Source organism: Herbaspirillum sp. RV1423, from assembly GCF_000577615.1.
GTDB lineage: Bacteria > Pseudomonadota > Gammaproteobacteria > Burkholderiales > Burkholderiaceae_D > Herbaspirillum.
The window spans coordinates 1-14,107 of record NZ_CBXX010000061.1; the positions used below are offsets into that span (position 1 = coordinate 1).

Here is a 14,107-nt window from a genome sequence, read left to right on the forward strand (position 1 = left end):
CTGCGCGCCGGCACGGAGAATCCCAAGATGGTGGAAGCCTTCGGCATCAACGTGCCGCTGATGGTGACGCTGACCTACGGTTTCGGCGTGGCGCTGGCGGCGTTTGCCGGCGTGCTGGCCGCACCGGTGATCCAGGTGTCGCCGCTGATGGGCTCGAACCTGATCATCGTGGTGTTTGCGGTGGTGGTGATCGGCGGCATGGGCTCCATCCTCGGTTCCATCGTCACCGGTCTTGGCCTGGGCGTTGTCGAGGGGTTGACCCGCGTGTTTTATCCCGAGCTGTCGGCAACGGTGGTGTTCATCATTATGGCCATCGTCCTGATGATCCGTCCGGCCGGTCTGTTCGGTAAAGAGAAATAAGGCGCACAAGATGACTAATGCCATGAACAACTCGATCAATAATTCGATGAGCAAGAAACTCTTTTTCGGCGTGTTGCTGATTCTCGCCTTGCTGGCGCCGTTCGGCTTGTATCCGGTGTTCCTGATGAAGATGCTGTGCTTCGCCTTGTTTGCTTGCGCCTTCAACCTGCTGATCGGCTACACCGGCCTGCTGTCGTTCGGCCATGCGGCGTTTTTCGGTGCTGCCGGTTATGTCGCGGGGCAGGCGTTGAAAGTGTGGGGCGTGCCGACCGAAATCGGCCTGGTGCTGGGTACCGCCACCGGAGCGTTGATCGGTCTGTTGATGGGGCTGCTGGCGATCCGCCGCCAGGGCATCTACTTCACCATGATCACGCTGGCGCTGGCGCAGATGCTGTACTTCGTTGCCCTGCAAGCGCCGTTCACCGGCGGCGAGGACGGCCTGCAAGGGATCCCGCGCGGCAAGCTGCTGGGCGTCATCGACCTCGGCAACGACCTGACGCTGTATTACGTCGTGCTGGCGATTGCGATTGCCGGTTTCGCCTTGATCGTGCGCACGATCAACTCTCCATTCGGGCAAGTCCTGAAGGCGATCAAGGAAAACGAACCGCGCGCGATTTCGTTGGGCTATGACGTCAACCGCTATAAGCTGCTGGCCTTTGTGCTGTCGGCTGCGCTGACCGGACTGGCCGGCTCGACCAAGGCGCTGGTGCTGGGTTTTGAGACGCTGACCGACGTGCACTGGAGCATGTCCGGCCTGGTCGTGCTGATGACGCTGGTGGGCGGTTTGGGCACCATCGTCGGCCCTATCGTCGGCGCCGTGATCATCATCATGCTGGAAAACAAGCTGGGCGACATCGGCAACTGGCTGGCCGCCGTGACGCATGTCGAATGGTTCAGCACGTTGGGCGACTCGGTGACCATCGTGACGGGCTTTATCTTCATCGTCTGCGTGCTGGCGTTCCGTCGCGGCATCGTGGGAGAGATCCTGCATCTGGCCGGCAAGCGTTCGCCTGGCGCATCGCACTGATTGTTGAAAGACGCAGTTGCTGCCGCCGCACAGCTCGGGCTGTCCGGCGGCAGTTTTGTTTTAAGGCATGCCGAATACGTTTCCAAAAAGAAATGTCTTGTTCATGCTCGTCCGGTCCGGCGGACAAAGAGAAGTGCAGGGCGGTTGCGAGAGAGTGGAGAATGTATTTCCACCAGAGTAAAATGCTTGTCTCCCTGACAGGGAAATATCTCCCGGCCATTGCCTGTCTCGATCTCTCCCGTTTTGCGAAAGCTCCGAATGCCATTGTCTTCCCCGCGCTGTACTCCTCCGCAGGCAGGTCGTCATGCCTGATCTCTTTTCCAACTACATCATTCTCTGCATCGGCGCCTTCGTCGCCGGACTGGTCGACGCCGTGGTGGGCGGGGGCGGCCTGGTGCTGGTGCCGACTTTGTTTTCAGTGTTTCCCAATATAGCCCCGGCCACGCTGCTTGGCACCAACAAGGTTGCCGGCGTCATGGGCACAAGCGCCGCTGCCATTAATTTTGCGCGCAAGGTCCGCATCCAGTGGAGCGCCGCCGCACCTGCGGCATTGGCGGCATTCGCCTTGTCGTTCTCCGGCGCCTATCTGGTTACCCATATACCGACCGAACTGATCCGCAAGGCGCTGCCGTTCGTATTGATCGCGGTGGCCGCTTACACGCTCAAGAAGAAAGACTTCGGCCAGACGCATGCGCCGCTGTTGTCCGGCGGCAAGGAGCGGTTTTACGCAGTGCTGATCGGCGGCGGAGTCGGGTTTTACGATGGCGTGTTCGGACCGGGCACGGGCAGCTTCCTGGTGTTCCTGTTCGTGCGGGTATTCGGTTATGACTTCCTGCGCGCATCGGCCGTTTCCAAGGTGGTGAACATTGCCACCAACCTGGCGGCGCTGCTCTGGTTTTCGTACAGCGGCCACGTCATCTGGCAGATCGGTTTGCTGATGGCCGTATTCAATATTGCCGGCTCACTGGTCGGCACCAGACTTGCCATCAAACACGGCAGCAGTTTTGTGCGAAAGTTGTTCTTGTTTGTGGTCACGGCCTTGATTCTGAAAACAGGTTACGACGCGTTCTTGAAATAGCTTTGAGCGGATTGTTTCACGTGGAACAATCACTAAATGAAATTGAAATGAAAGAGGGGGAGGTTTCGGCCTCCCTTTTTGTTTCACGTGAAACAAAAAGCAAGAATAAAAAGGGAATAGTAGGGGTAGGGTCTGATACCCGGTCAAAAAAGACTTTATAATCTCGCCTCTGTTCATCGTCTCCATGAGGCGCAATATGCTATTCCCCACACAATTTGATGTCATCGTGGTCGGCGGCGGTCATGCCGGAACCGAAGCCGCGTTGGCATCCGCCCGTATGGGCCAAAAGACTTTGCTGTTGACCCACAACATCGAGACCCTGGGTCAGATGTCATGCAATCCCTCCATCGGCGGCATCGGTAAAGGTCATCTGGTCAAGGAGGTCGACGCCATGGGCGGGGCGATGGCGATTGCGACCGACGAGGCGGGCATCCAATTCCGTATCCTCAATTCGTCCAAAGGCCCGGCCGTGCGCGCGACCCGGGCGCAGGCCGACCGCATCCTGTACAAGCAGGCGATCCGTTCGCGCCTGGAAAACCAGCCGAACCTGTGGCTATTCCAGCAAGCCGTGGACGACCTGATGGTGGAAGGCGAGCGCGTGATCGGCGCCGTGACCCAGGCCGGTATCCGGTTCGAGGGCAGGGCGGTGGTGCTGACCGCCGGGACTTTCCTCGACGGGAAGATCCACGTCGGCCTCAGCAATTACTCCGCCGGCCGCGCCGGCGACCCGCCGGCGATCTCGCTGTCGGCGCGCCTGAAAGAACTCAAGCTGCCGCAAGGCCGTCTCAAGACCGGCACGCCGCCGCGCATCGACGGCCGCAGCATCGACTTTTCGGTGTTGGAAGAACAGCCGGGCGACCTCGATCCGATCCCGGTATTCTCGGTCATGGGCAATGTCGGCATGCATCCGCAACAAATGCCGTGCTGGATTACCCACACCAACAGCCAGACCCACGACATCATCCGCGCCGGACTCGACCGCAGCCCGATGTACACCGGCGTGATCGAAGGCGTCGGCCCGCGTTACTGCCCGTCGATCGAAGACAAGATCCATCGCTTCGCCAGCAAGGATTCGCACCAGATTTACCTGGAGCCGGAAGGCCTGACCACCAACGAGTTCTACCCCAACGGCATTTCCACCAGCTTGCCGTTCGACGTCCAGCTTGCGCTGGTGCGCTCGATGCGCGGCCTGGAAAACGCCCATATCCTGCGTCCGGGTTACGCCATCGAGTACGATTACTTCGACCCGCGCGGCCTCAAGTCGTCGCTGGAAACCAGACAAATCCAGGGCCTGTTCTTCGCCGGCCAGATCAACGGCACCACCGGCTACGAGGAGGCCGCTGCCCAAGGCATGCTGGCGGGCCTCAACGCCGCGCTGCAAACGCAAGGCCGCGCGTCATGGACGCCGCGTCGCGACGAAGCCTACCTCGGCGTGCTGGTCGACGACCTGATCACCCAAGGCGTGCAAGAGCCTTACCGCATGTTCACCAGCCGTGCCGAATATCGCCTCAGCCTGCGGGAAGACAACGCCGACCTGCGCCTGACTGAAGTCGGCCGCCAGCTCGGTTGCGTCAGCGACGCCCAATGGGAAATGTTCGAGAAAAAGCGCGAAGCCGTTGCACGTGAAATGGAACGCCTGAAATCCACCTGGGTCAATCCGCGCATCCTCGCCGACGCCGAAGCCGAACGCGTGCTGGGCAAAGCCATCGAGCGTGAATACAACCTGATCGACTTGCTGCGTCGTCCGAACGTGACCTACGACAGCCTGATGACGCTGACCGGCACCGACGGCCAGGCCCTCGCCGGACCGGGCGTCGCCGACGATCCGGTGCGCGAACAGATCGAGATCCAGATCAAGTACGCCGGCTACATCGACCGCCAGGCCAAGGAAATCGGCCGCCAGGAACACAATGAAAGCCTGAAGCTGCCTGCCGACCTCGACTACATGGACGTCAAGGCGCTCTCGATCGAAGTGCGCCAGAAGCTCAACAAGCACAAGCCGGAAACCCTGGGCCAGGCCTCACGCATCTCGGGCGTGACCCCTGCGGCCTTGTCGCTGTTGCTGGTACACCTGAAAAAAGGCGGCCTGAAAAATGTCGTCGAATCCGACAACCACAATCAGGCAGCCTGAGCATCTTGACCACATCGAACACATCGACGACAGCCGACAGCGGCCTGGCCGACACTCTGAGCGCCGGCGCCGAGGCGCTCGGCCTTGCCCTGAGCGCCGATCAGCAAAGGAAGCTGCTGGCTTACCTCGCCCTGATGGCGAAGTGGAACCGCACCTACAACCTGACCGCGCTGCGCGACCCGGCGCAGATGATGACGCATCACCTGCTCGATTCGCTGGCGGCGGTGAAGGCCTTCGCGGGCGCGCGCAATGTGCTGGACGTGGGCGCCGGCGGCGGTTTGCCGGGTATCGTGCTGGCGATCTGGGCGGCCGAAGCCGAGCCGCAGATGCGCGTCTCGATGATCGACACCGTGCACAAGAAGACTGCTTTCCTGACGCAGGCAAAGGCGGAGTTGCAATTGGGAAATATTTCGGTCTACACAGCGCGCGTCGAACAATTGCAAGTTGAGCAACTTTTCGATGTCATTACTTCGCGCGCCTTCGCGGAACTCAATGACTTCATCAACTGGTCGAATCATTTGCTGCAACCCGGCGGCCATTACATCGCCATGAAAGGCGTGATGCCGCAGGAAGAAATCGCCCGGCTGCCGCCAGGATGGAAAGTGGAAAAAACCCAGTCCCTGCAGGTGCCGGGCCTGGATGCCGAACGTCATCTGATCTTTATCGAAAGGTCTTGAATGAACTCCGAGTCTGTTCGCCGATTGCTGTTGTCGCTCACGCTGGCATGCGCCGCCGTCTTGCCCATCGCGCAAGTCGCGGCGCAGGAAGTGGTTACCGTGCCGTCGGTCGACCTCAAGCGCTACGTCGGCAAGTGGTATGAAATTGCCCGTTTTCCCAACAGTTTCCAGAAGAAGTGCATCGCCAACGCGACCGCTGAATATCGCGCACGAGCCGACGGCAACATCGACGTGATCAATCGCTGCAAGGTCGAAGGCGGCGTACTCGACCAGGCCGACGGCCTGGTGCGCGTGGTGGAGGGCAAAGAGGGCGGCAACAACGCGAAGCTGCAGGTGCGTTTCGCGCCGGCATGGCTGTCGTGGTTTCCGCTGGTGTGGGGCGACTACTGGATCATCGATCTCGATCCTGAGTATTCGGTCGCGACGGTCGGCACGCCGTCGCGCGACTACCTGTGGATCCTGTCGCGCACGCCGACGCTGTCCACCGCACAATACGAGGCGGCCGTGAACAACGCGACCAAGCAAGGCTTCGATACGTCGAAGCTGGTCAAGACGCCTCAGGAGTAAAAGGAGACGCCATGCAAGCCATGTTTCATGCGATGGGCATTACCGACGTCTGGCAATTGATCGCCGCCACCGTCGTGTTCCTGATGCTGCCCGGTCCCGGCACCTTCTGCGTGCTGACCTGCTCGGCCAAACACGGCTTGCGCGGCGGGTTCGCATCGATCGCGGGACTGATGCTGGGCGACATCGTGCTGATGTTCCTGGCGGCGATCGGCGTGGCCGCGCTGTTGCATGCCAATCCGCTATTGTTCAAAGGCATGCAGTACATCGGCGCGGCGTACCTGGCGTATCTCGGCGCACGCCTGCTGTTTGCCAAGGAAGAGGGTGGCGCGGCGGTGGTGCCGTTCTCCAACATGGCCGACTTCCGCCGCGGCTTTTTCGTGACGCTGATGAATCCCAAGGCCATCGTGTTTTACATGGCGTTCTTCCCGCTGTTCATCGACCCGGCAACGCAGCAGGGCGGCGCGACTTTCCTGACCATGGGCGCGGTGATTTGCACTTGCACCTTGTTCTATGGCAGTCTGCTGGTCCTGGCGGGAAATGCCGCGGCAAAACGACTGGCCCGCCATCGCAAGATTGCGACGCTGGCTTCGCGCGCGGCCGGCGTTTTCCTGATCGGCTTCGGCATCAAATTGACGACAAACTGAATTCAGACGGAATTTAAACCAAGCACCAACGGAACATTCACTAAAAGAACCTATGGCTAAAATCTTTTGCGTTGCGAATCAAAAAGGCGGCGTCGGTAAAACCACCACAGCAGTCAATCTTGCCGCCGGACTGGCGCAGCACAATCAGCGCGTGCTGCTCGCCGACCTCGATCCGCAGGGCAATGCCACCATGGGTGCGGGCATCAACAAGGCGACGCTGGAAGGATCGATTTATCAGGTGCTGCTCGGCATGAGCGACATCAAGAGCGTGCGCAAGACTTCGGAAAACGGCAACTTCGACGTCTTGCCCGCCAATCGCGAACTGGCCGGCGCCGAAGTCGAAATGGTCGAGCTGGACAATCGCGAGAAGCGCCTCAAAGACGCTTTCGCGGCGATCGCGGACGATTACGATTTCATCCTCATCGATTGCCCGCCGGCGCTGTCGCTGCTGACGCTCAACGGCTTGTGCGCGGCGCATGGCGTGATCATTCCGATGCAGTGCGAATATTACGCGCTGGAAGGTCTGTCGGACCTGGTCAACACCATCAAGAAGGTGCACGCCAAGCTCAACCCGGACCTCAAGATCATCGGCCTGCTGCGCGTCATGTTCGATCCGCGCATGACCTTGTCGCAACAGGTTTCGGATCAACTGGAACAGCATTTCGGCGACAAGGTATTCAAGACCGTGATCCCGCGCAACGTGCGCCTGGCGGAAGCGCCGTCGTATGGCGTGCCGGGCGTGAACTTCGACGCCGCCTCGAAAGGCGCGCAAGCCTATCTCGCCTTCGGCGCCGAAATGGTCGAACGCATCAAGACACTATGACATTGGAATAAGCAATTATGGCAACGAAAAAACAGAAAGGTCTGGGGCGCGGTCTGGATGCCTTGCTGGACGACTCCTCCGATATTGCCGAAGACGTGCCGGTGGTCGCGGGTTCGCCCACGGTGATGCCGGTCACGGATCTGCAAGCCGGCAAATACCAGCCGCGCAGCCGCATGGATGAAGGCGCGCTCAACGAGCTGGCGGCATCGATCAAGGAGCAGGGCCTGCTGCAGCCTATCCTGATCCGCACCATCGGCCAGAAGAACGGCAAGGACATCTACGAAATCATTGCCGGCGAACGCCGCTTCCGCGCCGCCAAGATTGCCGGACTGACCGAAGTGCCGGTGCTGGTGAAGAACGTCGACGATCAGACCACCGCCGCGATGGCGCTGATCGAAAACATGCAGCGCGAGGACCTCAACCCGCTCGAAGAAGCGCAAGGCATCCATCGCCTGATCACCGACTTCAATTTCACGCATGAGAAGGCCGCCGTCGCGGTCGGCCGTTCGCGCAGCGCGGTGTCGAACCTGTTGCGTTTGCTGAACCTGGCCAAGCCGGTGCAGACCATGCTGATGGCCGGCGATATCGACATGGGTCATGCGCGCGCCTTGCTGGCGGTGGATTCCGCCACGCAGATCAACCTGGCGAACCAGGTCGTCGCCAAGCGCATGTCGGTGCGCGAGGCGGAAAAACTCGTGGTGCGCACCACCGCCGAACAAGCGGCATCGAACAAACCGCGCGAGGGCGGCGGCAAGGAAAAATCGCGCGACATCGCACGTCTCGAAGAAGAACTGTCCGACATCCTGGCCACGCAAGTCTCGATCAAGACCGGCGCCAAGAACAAGGGCCAGCTCGTCATCAGCTTCTCCGGCCTCGACGCGCTCGACGGCGTGATCGCGCGCCTGCGCGGCGAAGCGGTCGAGCAGTAAAACAGACCGATGCGGACCGGCATGGATGCCGGTCATAACGGCCGATGGACGATAGACAAAGGAAGCGCCATGCCTTACCTGCAACTCGACGTCAACGGCATCTACCCGGTGGAGCAAAAGAAGCAGCTCGCCACACGCATGGCGAAGACCTATGCCGACATGATGAGCGTCGACATTCGCCGCATCAGCATCGTCATCCGTGAAACCGGTGAAGGCAGCGTCTGGCGCACGGTCGACAGCGGCGAGGTCGAACCGGTCTCGGTGCTGATGTGCGACATCCGCCGCGGCCGTACCCCCGAGCTGCGCATGGAAGTCGCCAAGGCATTATGCAAGGATTGTATGGATGTACTGGGTCTGCGCGAAGACCGTCTCAACGTCGAATTCACGCAGCACAGCGGCGATGAAATGTATCATCCGACCCTGGGCGGCTACAGTCCCGAATGGTCCGCCGGCGAAGCCGAGCCGGACTGACGGATGGCCGGCGCCGATGTGGCGGCGCTCGGTATCAGGGCGCCATTCTTGTCCACACATCCATCAACCGCAGCGCGTTTTAATCAACTGATGGCGGGCCGGCGCATGGCTGGCTCGCCGTGAAATTATCGCGATACTGTTGCGCGCTGATTCCCAACCGCCTGAGGAACGCCACGCGCATGTAGCCGGCGTCGCGAAAGCCGCAGCGGTAGGCCACTGTCTTCAGCGGCGCCTGCGTGCCTTCCAGCATCACGCGTGCGGCAATCCATACCGGATCGCTGGCGGAATTCGACGGCGTGCCGTCGGCGATGCGCTGGATCCTGGAAATCCATCTGCGCCATCCCGACAAGACCTGCGGCGCCTTTTTCGAGGACATGCTGCTGGACGACGGCTGCTACGCCTGAGCGGGTGGCCTGCTGCGTCAGGCCTCTTCGCCCAGGAAGCCGCCGCTCTGATGCGCCCACAAGCGCGCATACAAGCCGTTCTGCGCGAGCAATTCCTGATGGCTGCCTTGTTCGACGATGCGGCCCTGGTCGAGCACGATCAGCCGGTCCATCGCCGCGATGGTCGACAGGCGGTGCGCGATGGCGACCACGGTCTTGCCTTCCATCAGGCGGTACAGGCTTTCCTGGATCGCCGCTTCCACTTCCGAATCGAGCGCGCTGGTGGCTTCGTCGAGCAGCAGGATAGGCGCGTCCTTCAACATCACGCGCGCAATCGCGATGCGCTGGCGTTGTCCGCCCGACAGCTTGACGCCGCGTTCGCCGACGTGGGCGTCGTAGGCCTTGCGGCCGTGCGCGTCGGACAGCGTCGCGATGAAGTCGTGCGCTTCGGCGCGGCGGGCGGCGGCGATCATCTCGTCGTCGCCGGCGTCGGGACGGCCGTACATGATGTTGTCGCGCACCGAGCGGTGCAGCAGCGAAGTATCCTGCGTGACCATGCCGATTTGCGCGCGCAGGCTGTCTTGCGTGACGTGCGCGATGTCCTGGCCGTCGACCAGGATGCGGCCTTGCTCGACGTCGTAGAAGCGCAGCAGCAGATTGACGATGGTCGATTTGCCGGCGCCGGAGCGGCCGACCAGGCCGATCTTTTCGCCGGGCCTGATGTCCAGATTCAGCTTGTCGATCACCTGGCGCGCATCCGGACCGGCGGCGCCGTAGGCGAAGCTGACGTTCTCGAAGCGCAGTTCGCCGCGCCTGACTTCAAGCGGTTGCGCGTCCGGCAAATCCTTCACCTCATGCGCGCGCGACAGCGTGTTGATGCCGTCCTGCACGGTGCCGACGTGTTCGAACAGCGCCGCCATTTCCCACATGACCCAGTGCGCGATGCCGTTCAGGCGCAAGGCCATCGCGGTCGCCGCCGCGACCGCGCCGACGCCGACCTTGCCTTGCGTCCACAGCCATAGCGCAACGCCGGCGGTGGCCAGGATCAACACCATGTTGAGTATGTGGTTGACGATTTCAAAACCGCTGACCAGACGCATCTGGCGATGCACCGTGACCAGGAAATCCTGCATCGCGCTGCGTGCATAACCGGCCTCGCGTCCCGCGTGCGAGAACAGCTTGACCGTGGCGATGTTGGTGTAGGCGTCGGTGATGCGCCCGGTCATCAGCGACCGCGCATCGGCCTGGTTGCGCGCGACGCCGGACAGGCGCGGCACGAAGTAGCGCAGCGCGGCGACATACAGCACCAGCCAGCCGAAGAAGGGCAGCAGCAGCCAGGCGTCGAAGCTGCCGACCACCGTCGTCATGGTGACGAAATAGATCATCACGAACACCAGGATGTCGCCCATGATCATGCACACGTCGCGCACCGCCAGCGCGGTTTGCATTACCTTGGCGGCAACCCGTCCGGCGAATTCGTCTTGGTAAAAACTCATGCTCTGGTTGAGCATCAGGCGATGGAATTTCCAGCGCAGCATCATCGGGAAGGCGCCAGCCAGGGTCTGATGCTTGAAGAAGGTTTGCAGCGCGATCAGCAGCGGACTGCCGATTAGCACCAGCCCCAGCAGCAACAGGCTGCCGCGTTCCTGCGTCCATAATTGCGCCGGCGCGATACGGCCGAGCCAGTCGATGATGCGGCCCATCATGGCGAACAGCAAGGCCTCGAAGGCGCCGATGGTCGCCGTCAGCGCCGTCATGGCGACGATGTAGCGGCGCAGGCCCTTGGTGCAGGCCCAGATGAAAGCGGCAAAGCCGCGCGGCGGCGGCTTGGGAATCGTATCGGGGTAGGGGTGAACCAGTTTTTCAAACCATGCGAGCATGCAATCTCCAGAATGTCGCCATCAGATCGTGAACACGTTCCAAGGACCGATGTGCGTGCGTCAATATCATGCAGGCAAGCACCGGCGCGGCGAAGAACAGAGATTCTAACCCGTTCACCAAAACGGGGCGGGCTGCTCAATGCCTGTCGTCCTGACGAAAGTCAGGACCCAGCGTCGTAGCGGCGTTCGTCACGACACTGGGTCCCAGCGGTCGCTGGGACGACAGTTCTGGTGGGATAGCAGCAAGCGCCCGGCTGTTGCACTTGGTTGCATTTAAACGCAAGCTGAAATATTACGGATTGCTTATCATCGCAGATGATCTCGCACAGAACTTCTCAGGAACTCACATGACAGCCAACAAGAAAAAAGACATCGACCGCCACGCCATCTGGCATCTCATCAAACCGTACTGGGTCTCGGAAGAGCGGGGCAAAGCCTGGGGCCTGATGGCGATCATCGTTGCGCTGGTGCTGGTCATGGTCTACATCAACGTGCTGATCACCGACTGGAATCGCACCATGTACGATTCCCTGCAGAACAAGGACTACGCCGCCTTCCGCCATTTGTTGTGGCAATTCACCTACCTGGCGTTCGGTTACATCGTGGTCGCCACCGCGCGCATCTACCTGACGCAATCGCTGCAGATCCGCTGGCGCGCCTGGATGACCGACAAGTACATGGCCAAATGGCTGCTGCATCACGCGTACTACCGCATGGAGCAGGGCCACATCGCCGACAACCCCGACCAGCGTATCGCCGAAGACTTGCGCGCCCTGACGGCGAACACCATCAGCCTGGTGCTGGGTTTCATTTCCAGCGCGGTGACGCTGGTGTCTTTCGTCGGCATCCTGTGGGCCATCAGCGGTCCGGTCTCGTTCTTCATCATGCACCGCGACTGGGTGATTCCCGGCTATATGGTGTGGTTCGCCGTCGCCTATGCCGGCGTCGGTTCGTGGATCATCTGGTGGATCGGCAGACCGCTGGTGGTGCAGAGCTTCAACCAGGAACGCTTCGAGGCGAATTATCGTTTCGGCCTGATCCGCGTGCGCGAACATGCCGAAGCGGTTGCGCTGTACCGCGGCGAACAGCGCGAGCGCGGCGAACTGAACCTGCGCTTCGAAGACATCCGCAAGAACTGGTGGGCCATCATGAACACCACCAAGCGCCTCAACATCGCGGTCAATTTCTACGGCCAGTTCGCCATCATTTTTCCGCTGCTGGTGGCGGCGCCGCGCTACTTCGGCGGCGCCATTTCGCTGGGCGTGCTGATGCAGATCAGCAGTGCTTTCGGCCAGGTGCAGGATGCCTTGTCATGGTTCATCAACGCCTTCACCACGCTGGCGGACTGGAAGGCCAGCATCAATCGTCTGGCCGGTTTCAACCTCGCCGTCGAGCAGGCGCAGAGGCAGCCCGCCAGCATCTCCGTGGAACGCAACAATGTCGGCGCCATCCTGTTCGACAAGCTCGATCTCGCCTTGCCCGACGGCACCCCGTTGATCGGCGGCGTCAACGGCGCCATCCATGCGGGCGACCGCATCCTCGTCAGCGGCCGCTCCGGTTGCGGCAAGTCGACGCTGTTCCGCGCCATCGCCGGCATCTGGCCCTATGGCGGCGGCGACATCCAGATCCCGCACAAGACCAGGCTGATGTTCGTGCCGCAGTCGAGCTACCTGCCGATCGGCACGCTGCGCTCGGTGCTGGCGTATCCCGCCGAGGAACACGCCTATACCGACCTGGCGATCTGCCATTACCTCGACCTGTGCCGCCTGCCGCATCTGAAGGATCAGCTCGGCGTCTACAGCAACTGGGGCAACCGGCTGTCGCCGGGCGAACAGCAACGGCTGGCGTTTGCGCGCGTTTTCCTGACGCGGCCGGAAGCGGTGTTTCTCGACGAAGCCAGCAGCGCCATGGATGGCGAGACCGAAGAGGCGCTGTATTCGCTGTTGCAGGAAGAGCTGCCGCAAGCGACCGTCGTCAGCATCGCGCACCGCGAAACCGTGGCGCGCTACCATCGGCAGCGCTGGCATTTTTCCAGTCGCGGCAATGCCGCCGGCGACGACGTCAGCCGGCTCAGCATCGAGTCGCTTTGACCGGACTCGCGATGCTTACTTTGCATAACCGGTTTGGCTGACCTGTGCAAGAATGTCTTTGTCCCGACACCTGAAAATTTCACAAGAAGATTCCCATGAATGACCCCATCGTTTACCTCAACGGCGAACTGACGCCGCTCTCGGAAGCAAAGATTCCCGTGCTGGACCGAGGCTTCATCTTCGGCGACGGCGTCTACGAAGTAATCCCCATGTACGGCCGCAAACCGTTTCGCGGCACCCATCACATCGCCCGCCTGTTCCGCAGCCTGGGCACCATCGGTATTGCCAATCCGCATAGCGAAGCGGAGTGGCTGGCATTGATCGACCGCGTGGTGCAGGCCAACGACCTCAACGATCAGATCGTCTACATTCAGGTCACGCGCGGCGTCGCCAAACGCGGCCACGCCTTCCCCAAGGAAGCCGTCACGCCGACCGTGTTCATGATGACCAGCCCGCTGACGGTGCCGTCCGCCGAGGTGCGCGCCAAGGGCGTGGCCTGCGTGACGATGGAAGACAAGCGCTGGCTCAATTGCCAGATCAAGTCGACTTCGTTGCTGGGCAATGTGCTGGCCGCCCAGCACGCGGCGGAGAACGAAGTGACCGAAGCGATCCAGTTCCGTGACGGCTACCTCAGCGAAGCGTCGTCGTCCAACGTCTGGATCGTCAAGGATGGCAAACTGTCGGCGCCGCCGAAAGACAATCTGATCCTCGAAGGCATTCGCTACGGCCTCATCGAAGAGCTGTGCGCCGCCCAAGGCATCGTCTTCGAAGCGCGCCGCATCACGCGCGAAGAAGTGTTCGCCGCCGATGAAGTGCTGCTGTCCTCGGCCACCAAGGAAGTCCTGCCGGTCGTCACCATCGACGGCAAGAGCATCGGCAGCGGCAAGCCGGGGCCGGTGTTCGGCAAGCTGTACGCTGCCTACCAGGCGGCCAAGCAGGCGCTCTGACACGGTAGTTTTCCGAAGCGCAGGAGGGCATGTCTTGTCGTGCGGCAAGACATGCGCAAGGGAGCCGCCGCATGGCGTAGAATAAGCGAATTCTCCATTG

Annotated in this window: 13 protein-coding genes and 1 pseudogene; 12 read left to right on the plus strand and 2 right to left on the minus strand. The window is 61.3% G+C overall.

What is annotated here, in order from left to right:
• The 10 genes and pseudogenes from RV1423_RS27145 to RV1423_RS27190 all read left to right on the plus strand — a co-directional run.
• Positions 1-360: pseudogene (locus RV1423_RS27145) on the plus strand (branched-chain amino acid ABC transporter permease); the annotation flags it as partial.
• Positions 361-406: 46 nt separating this feature from the next.
• Positions 407-1,387 carry a branched-chain amino acid ABC transporter permease gene (locus RV1423_RS27150; RefSeq protein ID WP_034303775.1) on the plus strand — a complete coding sequence of 327 codons (981 nt, stop codon included), beginning with the start codon at positions 407-409 and terminating at the stop codon, positions 1,385-1,387.
• Between the two features lie 304 nt (positions 1,388-1,691).
• Positions 1,692-2,465 carry a TSUP family transporter gene (locus tag RV1423_RS27155; protein WP_034303737.1) on the plus strand — a complete coding sequence of 258 codons (774 nt, stop codon included), beginning with the start codon at positions 1,692-1,694 and terminating at the stop codon, positions 2,463-2,465.
• A 196-nt stretch (positions 2,466-2,661) separates the two neighbouring features.
• A complete protein-coding gene (gene mnmG / locus RV1423_RS27160; RefSeq protein WP_034303738.1) occupies positions 2,662-4,596 on the plus strand; it encodes a tRNA uridine-5-carboxymethylaminomethyl(34) synthesis enzyme MnmG in 1,935 nt (644 codons plus the stop codon).
• A 5-nt stretch (positions 4,597-4,601) separates the two neighbouring features.
• On the plus strand, positions 4,602-5,273 hold the full coding sequence (gene rsmG / locus RV1423_RS27165; protein WP_034303740.1) for a 16S rRNA (guanine(527)-N(7))-methyltransferase RsmG: 672 nt from the start codon (positions 4,602-4,604) through the stop codon (positions 5,271-5,273).
• Positions 5,274-5,840 (plus strand): lipocalin family protein, encoded by a 567-nt coding sequence (locus RV1423_RS27170; RefSeq protein ID WP_034303742.1) that lies wholly within the window; start codon positions 5,274-5,276, stop codon positions 5,838-5,840.
• 11 nt (positions 5,841-5,851) lie between these two features.
• Positions 5,852-6,484 (plus strand): leucine efflux protein LeuE, encoded by a 633-nt coding sequence (gene leuE / locus RV1423_RS27175; RefSeq protein WP_034303743.1) that lies wholly within the window; start codon positions 5,852-5,854, stop codon positions 6,482-6,484.
• Positions 6,485-6,536: 52 nt separating this feature from the next.
• Entirely contained in the window at positions 6,537-7,307 is a 771-nt protein-coding gene (locus RV1423_RS27180) for a ParA family protein (protein WP_034303744.1), read from the plus strand.
• A 17-nt stretch (positions 7,308-7,324) separates the two neighbouring features.
• Positions 7,325-8,236: a ParB/RepB/Spo0J family partition protein gene (locus RV1423_RS27185; RefSeq protein WP_034303745.1), complete on the plus strand. Its 912-nt coding sequence runs from the start codon at positions 7,325-7,327 to the stop codon at positions 8,234-8,236.
• A gap of 69 nt (positions 8,237-8,305) precedes the next feature.
• The gene (locus RV1423_RS27190) at positions 8,306-8,707 is read left to right on the plus strand and encodes a hypothetical protein (RefSeq protein ID WP_034303746.1); all 402 of its coding nucleotides are present in this window, start codon (positions 8,306-8,308) and stop codon (positions 8,705-8,707) included.
• Between the two features lie 79 nt (positions 8,708-8,786).
• Here RV1423_RS27190 and RV1423_RS31005 read toward each other — a convergent pair whose 3' ends face one another.
• Entirely contained in the window at positions 8,787-9,083 is a 297-nt protein-coding gene (locus RV1423_RS31005) for a helix-turn-helix domain-containing protein (RefSeq protein ID WP_373419989.1), read from the minus strand.
• A 45-nt stretch (positions 9,084-9,128) separates the two neighbouring features.
• Complete coding sequence (locus RV1423_RS27195) at positions 9,129-10,970, minus strand: ABC transporter ATP-binding protein (RefSeq protein WP_034303747.1); 1,842 nt, start codon at positions 10,968-10,970, stop codon at positions 9,129-9,131.
• Positions 10,971-11,317: 347 nt separating this feature from the next.
• Between RV1423_RS27195 and RV1423_RS27200 the strand changes: the two genes are divergently transcribed.
• Positions 11,318-13,060: an ABC transporter ATP-binding protein/permease gene (locus RV1423_RS27200; protein WP_034303748.1), complete on the plus strand. Its 1,743-nt coding sequence runs from the start codon at positions 11,318-11,320 to the stop codon at positions 13,058-13,060.
• A gap of 95 nt (positions 13,061-13,155) precedes the next feature.
• On the plus strand, positions 13,156-14,007 hold the full coding sequence (locus tag RV1423_RS27205; protein WP_034303749.1) for a D-amino acid aminotransferase: 852 nt from the start codon (positions 13,156-13,158) through the stop codon (positions 14,005-14,007).
• The last annotated feature ends 100 nt before the right edge of the window (positions 14,008-14,107 follow it).